The organism is Streptomyces sp. NPDC001480, from assembly GCF_042894725.1.
GTDB lineage: Bacteria > Actinomycetota > Actinomycetes > Streptomycetales > Streptomycetaceae > Streptomyces.
Genome location: NZ_JBIAVX010000003.1, coordinates 130,939 through 148,313, shown reverse-complemented (window position 1 = coordinate 148,313; position 17,375 = coordinate 130,939). Strand labels below are relative to the sequence as shown.

At 71.1% G+C, this 17,375-nt stretch carries 13 protein-coding genes; 4 read left to right on the top strand and 9 right to left on the bottom strand.

Annotated elements, in window-relative coordinates; translation table 11 throughout:
- Window positions 1–57 precede the first annotated feature (57 nt).
- Entirely contained in the window at window positions 58–1,884 is a 1,827-nt protein-coding gene (locus ACFY01_RS07925; protein ID WP_390734814.1) for an endonuclease/exonuclease/phosphatase family protein, read from the bottom strand.
- A gap of 267 nt (window positions 1,885–2,151) precedes the next feature.
- Between ACFY01_RS07925 and ACFY01_RS07920 the strand changes: the two genes are divergently transcribed.
- The 3 genes from ACFY01_RS07920 to ACFY01_RS07910 all read left to right on the top strand — a co-directional run bounded on the left by ACFY01_RS07920 (window position 2,152) and on the right by ACFY01_RS07910 (window position 7,297).
- A complete protein-coding gene (locus tag ACFY01_RS07920) occupies window positions 2,152–3,597 on the top strand; it encodes a hypothetical protein (protein WP_390734813.1) in 1,446 nt (481 codons plus the stop codon).
- Between the two features lie 210 nt (window positions 3,598–3,807).
- Entirely contained in the window at window positions 3,808–5,250 is a 1,443-nt protein-coding gene (locus ACFY01_RS07915) for an alkaline phosphatase PhoX (RefSeq protein ID WP_390734812.1), read from the top strand.
- 466 nt (window positions 5,251–5,716) lie between these two features.
- Window positions 5,717–7,297: a TROVE domain-containing protein gene (locus ACFY01_RS07910; RefSeq protein ID WP_390734811.1), complete on the top strand. Its 1,581-nt coding sequence runs from the start codon at window positions 5,717–5,719 to the stop codon at window positions 7,295–7,297.
- Between the two features lie 100 nt (window positions 7,298–7,397).
- On the opposite strand, the gene ACFY01_RS07905 is transcribed toward ACFY01_RS07910, so the two are convergent.
- Entirely contained in the window at window positions 7,398–8,843 is a 1,446-nt protein-coding gene (locus ACFY01_RS07905) for an MFS transporter (RefSeq protein ID WP_390734810.1), read from the bottom strand.
- Window positions 8,844–8,987: 144 nt separating this feature from the next.
- Here ACFY01_RS07905 and ACFY01_RS07900 point away from each other — a divergent pair, with 144 nt between their 5' ends.
- Entirely contained in the window at window positions 8,988–9,554 is a 567-nt protein-coding gene (locus ACFY01_RS07900) for a TetR/AcrR family transcriptional regulator (RefSeq protein ID WP_390734809.1), read from the top strand.
- A 285-nt stretch (window positions 9,555–9,839) separates the two neighbouring features.
- Here ACFY01_RS07900 and ACFY01_RS07895 read toward each other — a convergent pair whose 3' ends face one another.
- The 7 genes from ACFY01_RS07895 to ACFY01_RS07865 all read right to left on the bottom strand — a co-directional run bounded on the left by ACFY01_RS07895 (window position 9,840) and on the right by ACFY01_RS07865 (window position 17,307).
- Window positions 9,840–11,018, bottom strand: coding sequence for a TerD family protein (locus ACFY01_RS07895; protein WP_390734808.1), 1,179 nt, complete (start codon window positions 11,016–11,018; stop codon window positions 9,840–9,842).
- A 206-nt stretch (window positions 11,019–11,224) separates the two neighbouring features.
- A complete protein-coding gene (locus tag ACFY01_RS07890) occupies window positions 11,225–12,214 on the bottom strand; it encodes a zinc-dependent alcohol dehydrogenase family protein (RefSeq protein WP_390734807.1) in 990 nt (329 codons plus the stop codon).
- Window positions 12,211–13,053, bottom strand: a complete 843-nt coding sequence (locus ACFY01_RS07885; protein ID WP_390734806.1) for a carbohydrate ABC transporter permease — start codon at window positions 13,051–13,053, stop codon at window positions 12,211–12,213. The genes ACFY01_RS07890 and ACFY01_RS07885 overlap by 4 nt, the downstream gene beginning before the upstream one ends.
- Window positions 13,050–13,988 carry a carbohydrate ABC transporter permease gene (locus tag ACFY01_RS07880; RefSeq protein WP_390734805.1) on the bottom strand — a complete coding sequence of 313 codons (939 nt, stop codon included), beginning with the start codon at window positions 13,986–13,988 and terminating at the stop codon, window positions 13,050–13,052. The genes ACFY01_RS07885 and ACFY01_RS07880 overlap by 4 nt, the downstream gene beginning before the upstream one ends.
- Window positions 13,985–15,358: an ABC transporter substrate-binding protein gene (locus ACFY01_RS07875; protein WP_390734804.1), complete on the bottom strand. Its 1,374-nt coding sequence runs from the start codon at window positions 15,356–15,358 to the stop codon at window positions 13,985–13,987. The genes ACFY01_RS07880 and ACFY01_RS07875 overlap by 4 nt, the downstream gene beginning before the upstream one ends.
- A gap of 94 nt (window positions 15,359–15,452) precedes the next feature.
- On the bottom strand, window positions 15,453–16,223 hold the full coding sequence (locus tag ACFY01_RS07870) for a DeoR/GlpR family DNA-binding transcription regulator (protein WP_390734803.1): 771 nt from the start codon (window positions 16,221–16,223) through the stop codon (window positions 15,453–15,455).
- 259 nt (window positions 16,224–16,482) lie between these two features.
- Complete coding sequence (locus ACFY01_RS07865; protein ID WP_390734802.1) at window positions 16,483–17,307, bottom strand: NAD-dependent epimerase/dehydratase family protein; 825 nt, start codon at window positions 17,305–17,307, stop codon at window positions 16,483–16,485.
- Window positions 17,308–17,375 lie beyond the last annotated feature (68 nt).

Below are 17,375 nucleotides of genomic sequence, written 5' to 3'. Positions count from 1 at the left end.
GCGGTGGCCGCGGGATCCCACGATCCCGCGGCCCCCGCGTCGTCCGGCCCGTGGCCGCTACGGACGGAACCGCAGCACCTGCGGGTCGTGGTCGCTGATCTGGTCGTTGAACTCCGAGTTGATGTGCACGCTGTCGTAGTCGAAGTCGCAGCCGCGCCGGATCGAGGGGCTCACCAGGATCTGGTCCAGCACCTGCTGGTTGCCCTGGTAGTCGTAGGTGTAGCGCTCCTTCGTCGGCAGCGACTTGATCGCCGACCACAGCGCGCCGTCACCTTCGAGGATCTTGGCGGTACCGGAGAACTCGAAGTCGTTCATGTCGCCGAGCGCGATGACCTCCGCGTTCTTCTGAACGTCGAGGATGTTCTTGACGAACGCGTTGACCAGCGTCGCCTGGGCGTGCCGCTGGACCTCCGAGCTGCGCACCGGCGGCTGGTACTGCGCGGTCAGGCCCTGGTCGCCGCCCTTGGAGTTGAGGTGGTTGGCGATCACGAACACCGTCTTGCCGCGGAAGACGAACTCGCCGGCCAGCGGCTTGCGGCTGGAGTGCCAGGCCGCGTCGGCGGGGGCGATCCGGCCCGGGGAGGCCGTCAGCTGCGCCTTGCCGTGCACCTTGGTGACACCCACCGCGGTGGTGGAGTCGCCGCCCGCGCGGTCGGTGAAGGAGACCCGCTCCGGGTTGAAGAGGAACACCTGGCGGATGTTGCCGCCGGGCTCGCCGCCGTCCTGGTCGTTGACCGGGTCGATCGAGCGCCAGTCGTACTTCGGGCCGCCCGCCGCGACGATCGCGTCGATCAGCTTGTTCACCGTCACGTCGGCGGCGACCGTGCCGTCGTCCTTCGCGCCGTTGTTGTCCTGGATCTCCTCCAGGGACACGATGTCCGGCGACTGGAGGTTGTTCACGATCGCGGAGGCGTGCTTGTCGAAGGTGGCGTCGGACGGGTCGAGGTTCTCGACGTTGTACGTGGCCACCGCCAGCTCGCCGTGGGACTGCTTGCGGGTGGTCTCCCGCTCCAGGCCGCCGCTCTTGAGGGTGCCGAGCTGCCCGGCGACGAGGGTGTAGCCGCCGAACTGGTTGTAGTCCAGCGGGCCGCTGGTGGTGCCGGTGAGGGTGTCACCGACGTTCGCCTTCGGGAAGTCGGCGGTCGAGCCCAGCGACTGGATCTGGATGCGGCCGGTGTTCTGCGAGGTGTAGGAGCCGTAGATCGTGCCGCCGCGGAGGCTGCGGTGCTCGTGCGGCTTCACGGTGACCCACAGCTCGCTGTAGGGGTCGGTGGCGGTCACCACGCGGGCGTCGGCGACCTGGACGTTCATGCCCTCCAGGGACTCGTAGTGGTCCAGGGCGTACTTCGCCGGGTCCAGGGTCAGGCCGTTGACCGAACCGTTCGCGGCGGTGTCGCCGGCCGGGGCGTACCGGTCCGGCACCGACTTCGCGTCGATCACCGTCGGGGCCGGGACCGCGTTGCCCGTGGAGACGGTGGTGACCGTCGGCTTCGTGATCTCGGTCAGCGACTGGTTGCCGGTCGAGGTGCCGCCGGGCACGTACTCCGAGACCGTGCCGGTGACCGTGACCGAGTCGCCGACGGCGACCTTCGGGGCGGAGCTGGTGAAGACGAACACGCCCTCGCTGGTCGCCGGGTTGTCGTCCGGGGTCGGGTCCTGGATCCAGAAGCCTCTGGAGGAGCCATAGGTGCGGGTGGCCGTGACGATGCCGGGTACGTCCGTCACCTTCTGGCCGGCGTACGGCGATATGCGGGTGGAGCCCTGGACGTCGTGGATGCGCACGGAGTCGGCGAGCGCGGGGGAGGTGAGGGCGACGGTGGACGCCGCGCCACAGACAGCGGCGACGGTGAGCGCGGCGAGGCGCGCGGAAGACCTGCTCGGCAAGGGATCCCTCCGGGGACGTACGTGAGCGCCGGGACGAGGGTGGGACAGCGTGCCCTGAGTGGAACGACGTGACACGCGTAGAGCCGCGTGAAACAAGTGAGTGAACAGTTGTCCCCCCGTTTCTACGCGCGTCAATCTCCTGCCTGGCCAGGCCAGTTGTCAAGGTTTCGGCCATGTACGCCCGTCGACGGGGAGATGAACCGGGCGGCATGGGGCCAAATCCGTCTAGGCTGAGCGGTTGAACCCCTGACAACCGCGAGGAGTCCGATGTCAGACAGCTCCCCCCTGCCGCCGGTCAGGCTGCACCCCGAAGCGGAGCTGGCGCGTGACGCGCTGTCCACGCCGTTGCTCTCCCGGGCCGCCCGGCTCGCCCGCTGGGCCGGACCCGGCACCCGCGTGGACGCCGGCGGGGGGCTCGTCGACGAGCAGCTCCCGGCCGCCGCCGAGGTGCTCTCGCTGAGCGGGGACGACGCGGCCGCCCTCGCGAGCGAGGCCTGGCGGGTCGCCGTGGACACCGGTCTGGTCGAGATCCTCGACGAGGAGGCCGGCACCGTCGCCACGGGGCAGGAGCTGGCACGGCTGACCGGCGGGTCCCCGCAGGATGTCCTCGCGGTGTGGCTGACCGCACTGGAGACCGTGGCCGCCGACGCGAGCGTGCCCGACCTCGACGACCTGGCCGAGGCGATGGAGGCCGGCGGCGAGGTCGATTTCTCGTCACTCGACTGGGACCCCGAGGCGGAGGCCGCGTTCCTCGACGGGGTCCTCAGGAACCTGTACCTGCTCACCGTCAGCGAGAACGGCCCCGGCGACGCGGCCGTCCCGCTGCCCGCGCTGGCCGCCTCGGTGATCGTGCCCGGTGACATGGGCGAGCCCACCAACGACATACTCGAGCAGGTCTCCGACGCGATGATGCGGCTCGACGACCAGTTCCGGGTGCTGGAGCCGATCGGGCTCGTGGAGTACCAGCCGGTCGACGAGGCGCTGATGGCGGACCCCGACGGCACCGGCGGCGCCGCCGAGGACGCCACCGGGCCGGTCGACGACACCGACGTCACCCGCTACGGCATGGTCCGGCTGACCCCGCTCGGCGTCTACGGGCTGCGGGCCCGCCTGCTGGAGGGCGGGCTGGAGGCACCCGCCGTCGGTGACCTCGCCGACAAGGGCGCGGACGTACTGCTCGACGGCACGTCCGCCTATCCGCCGGCCGCCGCCCAGGCCGAGACCGAGCAGTGGCTCACCCGCCGGGAACCGCTCGACGCCGCGACCGAACTGCTCGCCGCCGCGCGGGGCTCGGACCCCGGCGCGCCCCTGCGCAGGCTGCGCTGCCAGCAGGCGCTGTCCCTGGTCGGCCCGCAGGCCGAACCGGCGCTGCGCGACGTGCTCGACGACGCGGAACTCGGCGGACTGGCCCGGGTGTGGCTGAGCGAGCGCGGCGCGGCCGACGTGCCGCCGCCGTCCGAGCGGATGGTCTTCTGGCTGACCATCGACACGGTCGCCGCCCAGCTCCAGGCCGAAGGCAACTCCGAGGAACTGCAAGCCCTCGTCGAGGGCCTCGCCCGCCAGCACAGCAGCTTCTTCGCGGCGGCCTGGCGAGTGGACCACCCGGCCACCGCGGACGTCCTGGAGGCCATGGGCCGCCTGCACCCGGACAAGCGGATAGCGAAGGAGGCCCGGAAGGCGGCGTTCAAGGCGAGGTCCCAGCAGGGAACTTGAGCCCGGTGTGACCCGGGGGCTGCGAAGTCCTGGGCAACGGCCGGAAGTCGGCGGGACTTTTGGCGCCCGTGAGGGAGTAATTACGGATTCATGGAAGTGGGTCCGGTGAAGTCGCCCGGTGTTCAACCGCCGTTCAGGGGCGGGCGGGACTGTTTCGCCGACCCGAGGTCCGCCACCCTCCACGGCACGCACACCATCACGGGAGACACCATGTCGCTCACCCGCAGGGACTTCGCCAGGAAATCCGCGATCACCGGTGCCGGAGTCGCGCTGGCGGGCAGCGTCGGCGCCCTCGCCACCGCGCCGAACGCCCTCGCGTCCACGGAGACCGACGGCGCGGACGCGGAAGCGCACGGCGGGCACGGATCGGTCGGCTACGGGCCGCTGCTCCCCGACCCCGACGGCATCCTTGCGCTGCCCGCCGGCTTCGAGTACCGCGTCATCACCTACAGCGGCAGGACCAAGCTGGAGTCGGGTGAGTTCACCCCGTCCAACCACGACGGCACCTCGACCTTCCACGGCCCGCGCGGCGCCACGCTCCTGGTCAACAACCACGAGCTGAAGGGCCCCCGCGCCAACTGGAAGTACCCGGTGCCGCTCACCGAGGGTCTGGTCTACGACCCCGCCGCCTCCGGTGGCTGCACGGTCGTCGAGGTCCGCCGCGACCACGTCGCCGAGTGGGTCGGCATCGCCGGCACCTCCACCAACTGCGCGGGCGGCAACACCCCGTGGGGCACCTGGCTGACCTGCGAGGAGACCGAGGACAAGGCCGGCCAGAACGGCATGACCAAGGACCACGGATACGTCTTCGAGGTCGACCCCGAGGACCGCCGTGCCAACCGCGACCCCAAGCCGATCAAGGCCCTCGGCCGCTACGCCCACGAGGCCGTCGTCGTCGACCCGGGGCGCGGCCACCTGTACCTCACGGAGGACGCGGCCGGCCCCAACGGCCTGCTCTACCGCTGGACCCCGCCGGCGGGCTTCCACCACGGCCGCGGCAAACTGCGCACCCTCGCCGACGACGCCGGTGCGTTCCAGGCGTTCAAGTGCTTCGACTCCGGCGGCAAGTTCGTCGACGACCTCTCCCGCGCCACGAAGACCGGCACGGTCTACGGCGTCGACTGGGTCGACGTCCCCGACCGTGACGCCAGGACCACCTCCGTCCGCAAGCAGTTCACCGACGGGCAGATCACCCGCGCCCGCAAGCTGGAAGGCATGTGGTGGGGCGACGGCGGCGCGTACATCGTCTCCTCGTACGCCCGTGAGGAGAGCCCCGTCCAGCACGACGGCCAGGTCTGGTTCTACGACCCCAAGCGGCGCACGCTGACCCTGAAGGTCCTGCTCGGCGTGAACCCCGACCCGGCCGAGGACGGCGCCTTCGACGGCCCGGACAACATCACCGTCTCCCCCTACGGAGGCCTGGTCATCGCCGAGGACGGCGAGGGCGTCCAGCACCTGTTCGGCGCCACCGACAGCGGACGCACGTACCCCATCGCCCGCAACGAGCTGAACATCGGAACCGCCGAGGAGCCGGAATACAGCGAGTTCACCGGCGTCACCTTCTCACCCGACGGCAGCACCCTGTTCGCCAACATCCAGACGCCCGGCATCATGCTGGCCATCACGGGCCCCTGGAAGCGCCAGAAGCGGTAAAACACGCACGGGAATTAATTCGCTCGCCCGTCCCGCGGGCCGCCTCCTAGAGTGATGCACGTCCAGGTGCGAAGGCAGGACCTACTTCCACTCATAATGGGGCGGCCGCGGGTTCGAGTCCCGCCGCCGGCACAACAGGCCGGTGTAGCTCAGGGGTTAGAGCACCTACGTCGGTTCCGCCGACTTCGATCTCTGGACACCCAAAACTTCATGCACCTCCCGGTGCGAACACGATCTCGGGGGGCGCAGCTCATGGTGGGTGCCCGGTGCGCAGGCAGCGGATACTTCAGGGATCTGGTCCCAGGGAACAGGGATGCGGGTTCGAATCCCGTCATCGACTCAGGGTCGGTGTGGCGGAAACGGAAGACGCGCCAGATGATAAGTCCCGTCGCCGACTCCTGATCTCGGGCACCCTCCTTTTGCTGCGCCTCCCTCCGAAACTCCAATGAATTCGGGGGAATTCACCATGGCGCGATTCAACCGCAAGTCCGCCCGCGCGCAGCCCACTTCGTGGGTCACCTCGACGGGGCGGGTGCTGCGCACCTTCGAGGGCGGCCGCGGCCGTGAGCGCGACGCGCGCTCCGAGCTCTTCCTGCTCGCGGTCGCCAACTTCGTCTCGCAGCGGGCCTTCTACGAGACCGGCGGTGACCGCGACGACCGCTTCGCGAAGCTCGTACGGCAGCTCGCCGTCGAGGATCCCACGTGGACGGCCGGCCTGCTCGGCTGGCTGCGGGGCGAGGGCGGCATGCGGACCGCCTCGATCGTGGGCGCCGCCGAGTACGTACACGCACGCCTGACGGCGGGTGCCACCGACGGTCCCTCGAACCGCCAGGTCGTGGCCTCCGTGCTCCGGCGGCCCGACGAGCCCGGCGAGCTGCTCGGCTACTGGACCGCGACCTACGGCCGCAGCATCCCCAAGCCCGTCAAGCGCGGGGTCGCCGACGCCGTACGCCGCCTCTACAGCGGCAAGTCGCTGCTGAAGTACGACACCGCGTCCAAGGGCTACCGCTTCGGCGACATCCTCAACCTGGTGCACGCGGCGCCCGACCCGGACAAGCCGTGGCAGGGCGAGCTGTTCCAGTACGCCCTCGACCGCCGGCACAACCCCGACACCGCCGTGCCGCCCGCGTCGAACCGTGTCCTGACCGCGCACCGCGAGCTGATGGCGCTGCCGGTGCAGCGGCGGCGCGCGGTGGTGACGTCCGAGGGCGGTGCCGAGCGGCTCGCGGCGGCCGGGATGACCTGGGAGGCGCTGGCCGGCTGGCTCCAGGGTCCGATGGACAAGGCGGCCTGGGAGGCCGTGATCCCGTCCATGGGCGCCATGGCACTGGTCCGCAACCTGCGCAACTTCGACCAGGCCGGCGTCTCGGACGAGGTCGCGGCCCGGGTCGCGGCGAAGATCAGCGACCCGGCCGAGGTCGAGCGCTCGCGGCAGTTCCCCTTCCGGTACCTGGCGGCGTACCGGCACGCGCCCTCGCTGCGCTGGTCGTACCCGCTGGAGCAGGCGCTGGGCCACTCGCTGGCCAACGTGCCGGCGCTGCCCGGCCGCACCCTGGTCCTCGTCGACCGCTCCGGCTCGATGTGGGCGCCCCTGTCGGACCGCTCGGAGCTCAACCGGGCCGACGCGGCGGCGATCTTCGGCACGGCGCTCGCGCTGCGGGCGGCGGACGCGGACCTCGTCGAGTTCGGCACCACGAGCCGGCGCCTGGATCTCCGCGAGGGCGAGTCGGTGCTGAAGATCCTCGACCGCTTCCGCGACCTGGGCGGCACCGACACCACCAGCGCGGTCCGCGCCCACTACCGGGGGCAGGACCGGGTGCTGATTGTCACCGACGAGCAGTACGCCTTCAACCACTACGGCGACCCGACCGAGCAGGTCCCGGCGCACGTGCCGGTCTACACCTGGAACCTCGCCGGCTACCGGGCGGGCCACGGCCCGTCGGGCAAGGCGAACCGGCACACGTTCGGGGGCCTCTCGGACGCGGCTTTCCGGATGGTGCCGCTGCTCGAAGGGGCCCGCAACGCCGACTGGCCCTGGGCTGCCTGAGCCCCTGAAGCGTGGCCCGCACTTCTACGGGGGGTGCGGGCCACACCCTTCTCGGTGCCCGTGCCCTCAGGGGCTGCAGCGCGAGTCCCAGGCATGTACCTCAGGCATCCGCGCGCCGCCCCCTGATCGTGAACGCCGCCACCAGCAGCGCGGCCAGCGCGATCAGTGCTCCGGTGCCGAAGGCGCGGGACGCCCCGTGGGTGAGGAGGGCGGCCGGGGAGCCCGTGGCGTGCCGGGTCGCCGTGCCGAACACCGTGACCAGGACGGAGAGTCCGAGGGTACCGCCGAGCCACTGGAGGGTCTGGAGCAGGCCGGAGGCGGCGCCCGCTTCCCGGGGTTCGATGCGGGCGAGGATCGTCGCGTTCAGCGGCATGAAGCTGAGGCCGACGCCCAGCCCCATCAGCAGCAGAGGGCCGAGCAGACCGGTCACGTAGCCGTCGTCGGGTCGCAGCCACCACAGCCACACGCTCGCCACGGTGATCAGCGTCATGCCGGTGAGCAGCACCGGCCTGACGCCGAACCGGGCCAGGAGCCGGGGCACGAGGCGCACGATCGTGAACATCACCAGTGTCAGCGGCAGGAAGGCGAGCCCCGCGCGCAACGGGCTGAAGCCCAGGACCTGCTGGCCGATCAGGGTGAGGAAGTAGAACGCGCCGAACAGCCCCGCGGGCAGCAGCATGATGCTCACGTAGCCGCCGGCCCGGTCCCGGTCGGCGAACAGGCGCAGCGGCATGATCGGTTGTCCGGCGCGGGCCTCGATCACGACGAACCCGGCGAGCAGCGCGGCCGCCGCGCCGAAGCCGAGCAGCGCCTGGCCGTCGCTCCAGCCCTGCTCCGAGACCCGGATGAACGCGTACACCAGCGAGGTCATCCCGGCCGTTCCGGTCAGCGCGCCCGCCGCGTCGAACCGGCCCGCCTGGCGCGGGGTCTCGGTGACGAAGCGGGGCAGGGCCAGGGCGAGGGCGAGGCCGATGGGCACGTTGATGAGCAGGGCCCAGCGCCAGGAGGCCCAGGAGGTCAGCATGCCGCCGAGGACCAGGCCGACGGAGCCGCCGATGCCGGCCATGGAGGCGTAGACGCTCAGGGCGTGGTGGCGGCGCGGTCCCTCCGGGAAGTTGGTGGTGATCAGGGCGAGGGTGCTCGGCGCGATGAGGGCGGCGCCGACGCCTTGCAGCGCGCGGGCCGCGAGCAGCCAGCCGCCCTCGCCGGCGAGCCCGCCGAGCAGCGAGGACAGGGCGAAGACCAGGACGCCGGCGGTGAGCGTGCGCCGGCGCCCGAGGATGTCGCCGGCGCGTCCGCCGAGCAGCAGCAGACCGCCGAAGGTGAGCGTGTAGGCGTTGAGGACCCAGGACAGGCCGGTGCGGCTGAAGTGCAGGCCCCGCTGGATGTCGGGGAGCGCGACATTGACGACGGTCGAGTCGACGCCGACCATCAAGTAGGCGGTCACGATCACGAGAAGGACGGTGCCGAGTCTGGCGGGATGCGGTGGTGCGGAGAGGGTGCCGACGGTCGTGGGCGGCGCGGACGGGCTGGACGGGGTGGACATGGGTTCTCCCGTTGTGGCGTCCCCGGTGAGGCGCGAAAGGGCAGGTCGGACTGCCCGCGGAGCACACGAAAATAAGCGGGGACGGTCTCCGTTTGGTGTTCGATAAGATACGGAGAGGGTCCCCGGTTTGCAAGGAGTAACTGGATGACGCAGGTCAAGCCCATGCGTGCGGACGCTCGGCGCAACTACGAGCGGTTGCTGAAGGTGGCGGCGGAGGCCTTCGCCGAGCATGGGGAGAACGCGTCGCTCGACGACATCGCCAAGCGGGCGGGAGTCGGTTCGGGGACGCTCTACCGGCACTTCCCGACCCGGCAGGCGCTGCTGGAGACGGTGTACGTCGACGCCATTGAGGCGCTGGCGGCGCGGGCCGACGAGCTCGCGCGGGAGCTGCCGCCCGGCGAGGCGCTGGCCGAGTGGCTGAACGAGCTCGGCGCGGGAATGATCCAGGTCCGTGGCCTGAAGGCGCTGCTGGGCTCCGCCGTCACGGACGGCAGCTCCGCCGTGGTCACGGCCTGCGGCAACTCGGTGAAGGCGGCGGCTCAGCGGCTGGTGGAGGCGGCGCAGCGGGAGGGAACGCTGCGCGGGGACGTCGAGTCCATCGACATCCTGCGGCTGGCGCACGGCGTGGCCACGGCGTCCGAGCTGGCGAACGGCGAGGGCAAGCACATCCGCCGGTATCTGTCCCTGCTGACGGAGGGACTGCGGCCGTAGGCCGACGGCGGGCGCCCCGGCCCGAGGGCGCCCGCCGGTGTCGTACGACTGCTCGCCCGGCCGCTAGGCCCTGTCGTTTGGATCAGGCCGGCCTTGGGCCACGGTGCCTTGCAGCCGACCCGAGCGGGGTCTGGTGCGTGCAGCTGCAAGGCGGAGGAGGGCGCCGACGCGATGGGGGTCCCCCCGCTCGAGCGAAGCCGAGAGTGGGGGAGTTGGCAACCGACGACAACGCCGCAGATGTGCGTGCCAGGCCCCGCGACGCCGGGATGATCCAAACGACAGGGCCTAGAGGGCCTCGGCGGCCGGTTTCACCATGTTCCGTACCGTACGGGCCTTCACGAAGTCGCCCATCGCGGTCATGTCCCACTCGCCGGAGAACTGCCGGACGAGCTTGGCCATCATCACGCCCGTCTGCGATTCGGCGTTGGTGAGGTCGAAGCGGACCAGTTCCTCGCCGGTCGCGGCGTCCAGGAGACGGCAGTAGGCCTTGGCGACCTCGGTGAACTTCTGCCCGGAGAAGGAGTTCACGGTGAAGACCAGGCCGGTGACCTCCTGCGGCAGGCGCCCGAGGTCGACCGTGATCACCTCGTCGTCCCCGCCGCCCTCGCCGGTGAGGTTGTCCCCGGAGTGCTTCACCGCGCCGCTCAGGATCGTGAGCTTGCCGAAGTAGCAGCTGTCGATGTGGTTGCGCTGCGGGCCGTAGGCGATGACCGACGCGTCCAGGTCGATGTCCTTGCCGCGGAACGCCGGCTCCCAGCCGAGGCCCATCTTGACCTGCGACAGCAGCGGGCGGCCGCCCTTGATGAGGGAGACGGTCTGGTTCTTCTGGAGGCTGACCCGGCCCTTGTCGAGGTTGATCTTCCCGGCGCCGGGGGCCGGCGGGGCGGGGGGCGCGGACGGGACCGGGGGTGTGGCGGGGGTCGGCTGCGGGGTGGGGGTCGGCTGCGGGGTGGGAGGCGCGGCCGGGGCCGGTTCCTCGACCGTCACACCGAAGTCGGTCGCGATGCCCGCCAGGCCGTTCGCGTACCCCTGGCCGACGGCGCGGGCCTTCCACTGGCCGCCCCGCAGATAGACCTCCACGACCACCAGCGCCGTCTCCGTGCCCAGCTGCGGTGGGGTGAACGTGGCCAGCACGGACCCGTCGTCCGCGTTGCGGACGGTCGCCGTGGGCTCGATGCCCTGGAAGGTCTGACCCGCCGCGTCCGGGCTCGCCGTGACGACGATCTTCTCGATGCCGGGCGGGACGGCGGCGGTGTCGACGATGATCGCGTCGGGGGCCGCGCCGCCGCCCGAGCGGTACGTCACGCCTGGGCCGGCGGGCTGGTTGTAGAAGATGAAGTCGTCGTCGGAGCGCACCTTGCCGTCGGCGGTCAGCAGCAGGCCCGACACGTCGAGCCGCACCGGGGCGGCGACGTCCACCGCCACGCGGGAGACGGAGAGAGGGATGTTCGAGCCAGGGGTCATAGCTGTCATGCCGGGTGAACGAGCGGGGGCGCTTTACCGTTCCCTTACCGTGGGCGCCGGGGCCGATGGATTTCGCCCCCGCCGCCCCTACCCGTCCCATCCCGGGGCGCTGCCCCGGACCCCCGCTGGGGGCTCCGCCCCCAGACCCCCGTTCGGCCCTGAACGGGCCTCGTCCTCAAACGCCGGACGGGCTGAGATGTCAGCCCCTACGGCACCACCACGATCTTGCGCCCCACCCCCGCCGCGAACTGCTCCAGCGCCTCCGGGTAGCGCTCCAGGGGGATCCGGTCGCTGATGAAGAGCTCGGGATCCAGCACCCCGTTCGCGAACAGTTCGGCCGCGCGTTCGAAGCTGTGGAGTACGGCCATCGAACCGGTGATGGTGATCTCCTGGTTGTAGATGCGGTACGGGTCGATCGTCACGCGGGTCGCGTAGTCGGCGACGCCGAACTGGAGGAACGTGCCGGCCTTGGCCACCCGCCCCAGCCCGTCCTGGATCGCCGCCGCGTTGCCGGTCGCGTCGACGACGAGGTCCCAGCCCTGGGGCCGGTCCAGCTCGTCGGCGTTGCCCGCGGTCGCCGAGGCGCCCAGCCGCCGCGCCGTCTCCAGCCGGGCCGGGTTGACGTCCACCACGTCCACGCTCGCCGCGCCCGTGCGCTTGGCGAGCTCCAGCATCATCAGGCCCATGGTTCCGGAGCCGTAGACGAGCACGTGGGCGCCGAGGCGGGAGCGCAGGACGTCGTAGCCCCGTACCGCGCACGACAGGGGCTCCACCAGGGCCGCGTCCTGGGTGCGGACGTGCTCGGGGAGCCTGACGCAGTTGGCCACCGGGGCGACCGCGTACTGTGCCGCACCGCCCGCCGTGGTCACGCCGATCGCGGCCCACCGCTCGCACAGGTTGTTGTGACCGGTGCGGCAGTAGCGGCATTCGTGGCAGTACAGGGAGGGGTCGACCGCCACCCGGTCGCCGACCGCGACCTCGGTGACCTGGGTGCCGACCCCGACGACCTCGCCGGCGAACTCGTGCCCGGGCACGATCGGCAGCTTGGGCGCGAACTCGCCCTGGAGGATGTGCAGGTCGGTGCCGCACAGTCCGCAGGCCGCGACCTCGACGACGACCTTGCGGGGGCCGGGCGTGGGGTCGGGGACCTCGGTGACGACGGCGCGGCCCACGGACTCGATGACGGCGGCCTTCATTTGACGGCTCCCAACGACAGGCCCTGGACCAGCTTGTCCTGGGCGGCGAACCCCGCGGCGAGCACCGGCAGGGAGATGACGAGCGATGCGGCGCACACCTTGGCCAGGAACAGGCCCTGGCTGGTGATGAAGCCGGTCAGGAAGACCGGGGCGGTCTCCGCCACCACGCCCGTGAGGACCCGGGCGAACAGCAACTCGTTCCAGCTGAAGATGAAGCAGATCAGGGCGGTGGCGGCGATCCCGGGCAGGGCGATCGGTGCCACCACGCGCGTGAGGATCGTCGGCAGGCGCGCGCCGTCCACCCGGGCGGCCTCGATCACCGCCACGGGGACCTCGGCCAGGAAGGACTGCATCATCCAGACCGCGATCGGCAGGTTCATGGAGGTGTAGAGGATGACCAGCAGCCAGATGTTGTCGAGCATCCCGGCGTTCTTGGCGAACAGGTAGATCGGCAGCAGGCCCGCCACGGCCGGCAGCATCTTCGTGGACAGGAAGAAGAACAGCACGTCCGTCCACTTGCGCACCGGCCGGATCGACAGCGCGTACGCCGCCGGCAGGGCCAGCACCAGGACGAAGAGGGTCGACACGACCGAGGCCACGGCGGAGTTGATCAGCGCGGGCCAGGGGCTCGCCCCGCCGCCCGTGCCGAAGAACTCGCGGTAGCCGTCGAGGGTCAGCGACGCCGCGAAGGAGGGCGGGTTGGTGGCCGCGTCGGCTTCCGAGTGGAAGGACGTCAGGGCCATCCAGGCGATGGGCAGGAAGAACACGATGCCGGCCAGCCAGGCCACCAGGCCGAGGCCCGTGCCCTTGCGGCGGACGCGTACGGCGCCGGCGCTCATGCGCGGGACACCTCCTCGCGGAACAGGGACGACACCACGCGCAGGGCGAAGGTGGCGATGACGATCGAGCCGATGACCACCAGGACGCCGGCGGCCGAGGCGAGGCCGTTCTCGTGGGCCTGGTAGAAGCTCTGGTAGACGGTGTACGGCAGGTTGGCGGTGCCCAGGCCGCCGGACGTGATGGTGAAGACCGCGTCGAAGTTCTGGACGATGTAGACCGAGCCGAGGAGGGCGCCCAGCTCCAGGTACCGGCGCAGGTGCGGCAGCGTGAGGTGGCGGAAGATCTGCCAGTCGCTCGCGCCGTCCACCCGGGCGGCCTCGATCTGCTGCTGGTCGCGGCTCTGGAGTCCGGCGAGCAGGATCAGCATCATGAAGGGCGTCCACTGCCACACCAGGGAGGCCTCCACCGCGAGCAGCGGGGTGCGGGAGATCCAGTCGGGCTGTGGGCCGCCCAGGTAGTGCAACAGTCCGTTGAGCAGGCCGTACTCGGGGTTGTAGAGGACGTGCTTCCAGAGCAGGGCCGCCGCCACCGGGACCACCAGGAACGGGGCTATGAGCAGGGTGCGGACCACGCCCCGGCCGCGGAACCTGCGGTCCAGCAGCAGCGCGAGGCCCAGTCCCAGGACCAGGCTGGCCAGGACCACCGCGACCGTCAGCAGCACGGTCGTCCACACCGAGTGGCGCAGGTCGGCGTCGGTCAGCACCTGGTGGTAGTTGTCGAGGCCGGTGAAGTGGCGGGCCTTGGGGTAGAGGGCGTTCCAGTCGAAGAAGGAGATCACCAGCGTGGCCAGGAACGGCAGCTGGGTCACGGCGATCATGAAGACGAGCGCGGGGAGCAGCGGGGCTCGGGTGGCCCAGGCGCGCAGCCGGGCGGAGGGCGGCCGGGTGGCGCGTACGGGAGCGGCGGCCACGGGGGCCGTGGTGGTGGCGGTCATCGTCCCTCGTACTCCTTGGAGATCCGCTCGGCGAGCTGCTGGGACTTCTTCAGGGCCGAGTCTGTGGACTGGCGTCCGGCGATGGCCGCGCTGATCTCCTGGGAGACCTTGGTGCCGAGGTCGGTGAACTCGGGGATGTCGACGAACTGGATGCCGGGCGCCGGGCGCGGCTGGACTCCGGGGTCGTTGGGCCGGGCGTTCTCGATGGCGTCCTTCGTCATGTCCTGGAAGGCTGCGGCCTCCTTGCGGTAGGCGGCGTTGGCGTACGTCGACGAGCGCTTGCCCGCCGGGACGTTCGACCAGCCGCTCGTGTCCCCGACGAGCTGCTCGTACTGCTTGCTGGACGCCCAGGAGACGAACTTCCAGGCCTTGTCGGGGTTGCGGGAGGCCTTCTGGATGCCCCAGGCCCAGGTGTAGAGCCAGCCGGAGGACCTGGTCCGCTCGACCGGGGCGGGGGCGTAGCCCAGCCTGCCCTTGACCGGGGAGCCCTTCGCCTCCAGGGATCCGGCCGCCGAGGTGGCGTCGTACCACATGGCGACCTTGCCCTGGGTCATGTTGTTGAGGCATTCGGCGAACCCGGACTGGGCGGCGCCGGACTCGCCGTGCGCGCGGACGAGGTCGACGTAGAACCTGGTGGCCTTCTCGAACCCGGGGGAGTCGAGGCGGGCCTTCCAGTCCTTGTCGAACCAGGTGCCGCCGAAGGTGTTCACGACGGTGGTGAGGGGGGCCATCAGCTCGCCCCAGCCGGGCAGACCGCGCAGACAGATGCCCTTCATGCCGGGCCGGGCGCCGTCCGCCTTCGCGGCCAGGTCCGCCACCTGGGTCCAGGTCGGGTGCGCGGGCATGGTGAGGCCCTTCGCCTCGAAGACGTCCTTGCGGTACATCAGGAAGGACGACTCGCCGTAGAAGGGCTGGCCGTAGAGCTTGCCGTCGTCCGCGGTGAGGGACTGGCGCATCGGCCCCAGGACGTCCTGTTCGTCGTACGCCGGGTCCTTCGCGACGTAGCCGTTCATCTCGTGCAGCCAGCCGTTGCGGGCGTAGATCGGTATCTCGTAGTTGGAGAGGGTGGCCACGTCGTACTGGCCGGCCTGGTTGGCGAAGTCCTGGCTGATCTTGTCGCGGACGTCGTTCTCGGGCAGGACCGTGAAGTTGACCTTGATGCCGGTCTCTTTCGTGAAGTGGGCGGCGGTGAGCTTCTGCAACTCGGTCATCTGGGGGTTGTTGACCATCAGGACGTTGATGGAGTCGCCGCCGGAACCGGACCCGCCCGCACCGACCCAGCAGCCGGAGAGCAGCGGGGCGAGCAGCGTCCCTGCGGCGGCCAGGGCGAGCGTGGCTCGCGACGGCCGTCGTCGGCTCTGGGTTCGCATGGATCGCTCCTGGACATATGAGGAGATAAGGGGCCGGGTTGAGGTGTGAATGTGCCATGCAGGGGTGGGTGCGGTCTACGGAGTCAGTCGGGATTCAGACCCGGATCACCTGTGGTCCGAGAAGTGCGTACCGATGGGCCTCGGCCGCCGGGAGGAGCGTGCTCGTCACGATCGTCTCCAGGGCGCCGATCTCGGCGAACCGGCAGAAGCTGACCGCGCCGAACTTGGTGTGCACCCCCGCGAAGACGGTGCGCCGGGCGGCACGGATCGCCTGGGCCTTCACCTCGCTGACCGCCGGGTCGGGAGTGGTCAGGCCGTGCTCGCGGGAGATGCCGTTGGCGCCGATGTAGGCGAGGTCGAGGACGAAACCGGCGAGCATCTTCGTCGTCCAGTGGTCGACGGTCGCCAGTGTGCCGGGGCGGACCCGGCCGCCGAGCAGCAGGACGGAGACGTTCTCGGCCTCGGCGAGCGCGCCGGCGACCGGCAGGGACGCGGTGACCACGGTCAGCGGCCGGTCCCCGGGCAGGTTCTCGGCGATGAGCTGCGGGGTGAAGCCCTCGTCGACGAAGACGGTCTCCGCGTCCCCGACCAGTTCGGCCGCGGCGGCCGCGATCCGGCGCTTCTCGGGCACGTGGCTGGTGGCGCGGAAGGCGAGCGTCGTCTCGAACCCGGCGCTCTCCACGGGGTAGGCGCCACCGTGTGTGCGGCGCACCAGGCCGTGGTCCTCCAGGGCGCGCAGGTCGCGCCGGATGGTCTCCTTGGCCACGCCCAGCTCGGCGGCGAGGGCGGTGACGTCGACCGCGCCGGTGGCGCGCGCCGTCCGCACGATCTCGCGCTGGCGTTCCTCCGCCGTCCTGCCGTCCATACCCCGCACCTCCCGCCGTGTGCCCGTTCGGGCCCTGTGAGGCCCATGAGGGAATTTGTACAGCGGGGTCCGGGCAGTGAACAGGCCTGTCGCCTGCCCGATACTGCCCGGGTGTGCCCGTTCCCGGCCGGGTGTGCCCGGCTCGGACCTGCGGGGCTGTCCGTCCGGGCGTGGGATCGGGCGGGGTCCGTGCCCGAACGCGGCGGCGGGCGGGCCCGTTCGGTGCCCGCCCGCCGCGTGCGGGGTCGTTCGCCGCCGGTCAGTACGGCCAGATCGGCGGGTCGCTGACGAAGGGGCCGCCCAGGTGGGTGTGCGCCGGGTTGTCGGGATCCAGCTCGCCCTGCTCGGCGACGAGCTTCTCGGCGTAGGGCTCGGAGTCGTCCTGGGGTTCGTAGCCGAGCGCCCGCGCGCTGGTCAGGTCCCACCACAGCCGGGTGTTGGCGGAGGAGCCGTAGACGACGGTGTGGCCGACCTCCTCGGCGGTCAGCGCCGCGTGGAAGAGGCGGGCGCCGTCGGCCGGGCTCATCCACACCGAGAGCATGCGCACGTTGGTCGGTTCGGGGAAGCAGGAGCCGATGCGGACGGAGACTGTCTCCAGGCCGTGCTTGTCCCAGTAGAGCTGCGCCAGGTCCTCGCCGAAGGACTTGGACAGGCCGTAGAAGGTGTCCGGGCGGCGCGGGGTGCCGATCGGGATCAGCGCGCTGTGGTCAAGAGGTGTGTCGCCGCGCGGGGCGGGGGTGAAGCCCACCGCGTGGTTTGAGGAGGCGAAGACGATGCGCGGGACGCCCTCCTGGCGGGCCGCCTCGTAGAGGTTGTAGGTGCCCTCGATGTTCGCCCTGAGGATTTTCTCGAAGGGCGCCTCCAGGGAGATGCCGGCGAGGTGCAGGACCGCGTCGACGCCCCGGACCGCCTCGCGCAGCGCCTCCTGGTCGGCGAGGTCGGCGGTGATCGCCTCCGGCGCGTCCTCGATGGGGCGCACGTCGAACAGGCGCAGGTCGTAGCCGTACTCCGGGAGCAGCCCGCGCATCAGGGTGCCGAGCCCGCCTGCGGCGCCGGTGAGCAGAACGGTACGGGGTGCGGGCATCCTTGAGTCTCCTTGGCTCGGGCGGCGCGTCCACATCCGGCTACATATCCGGCATTCACATGCGTGGA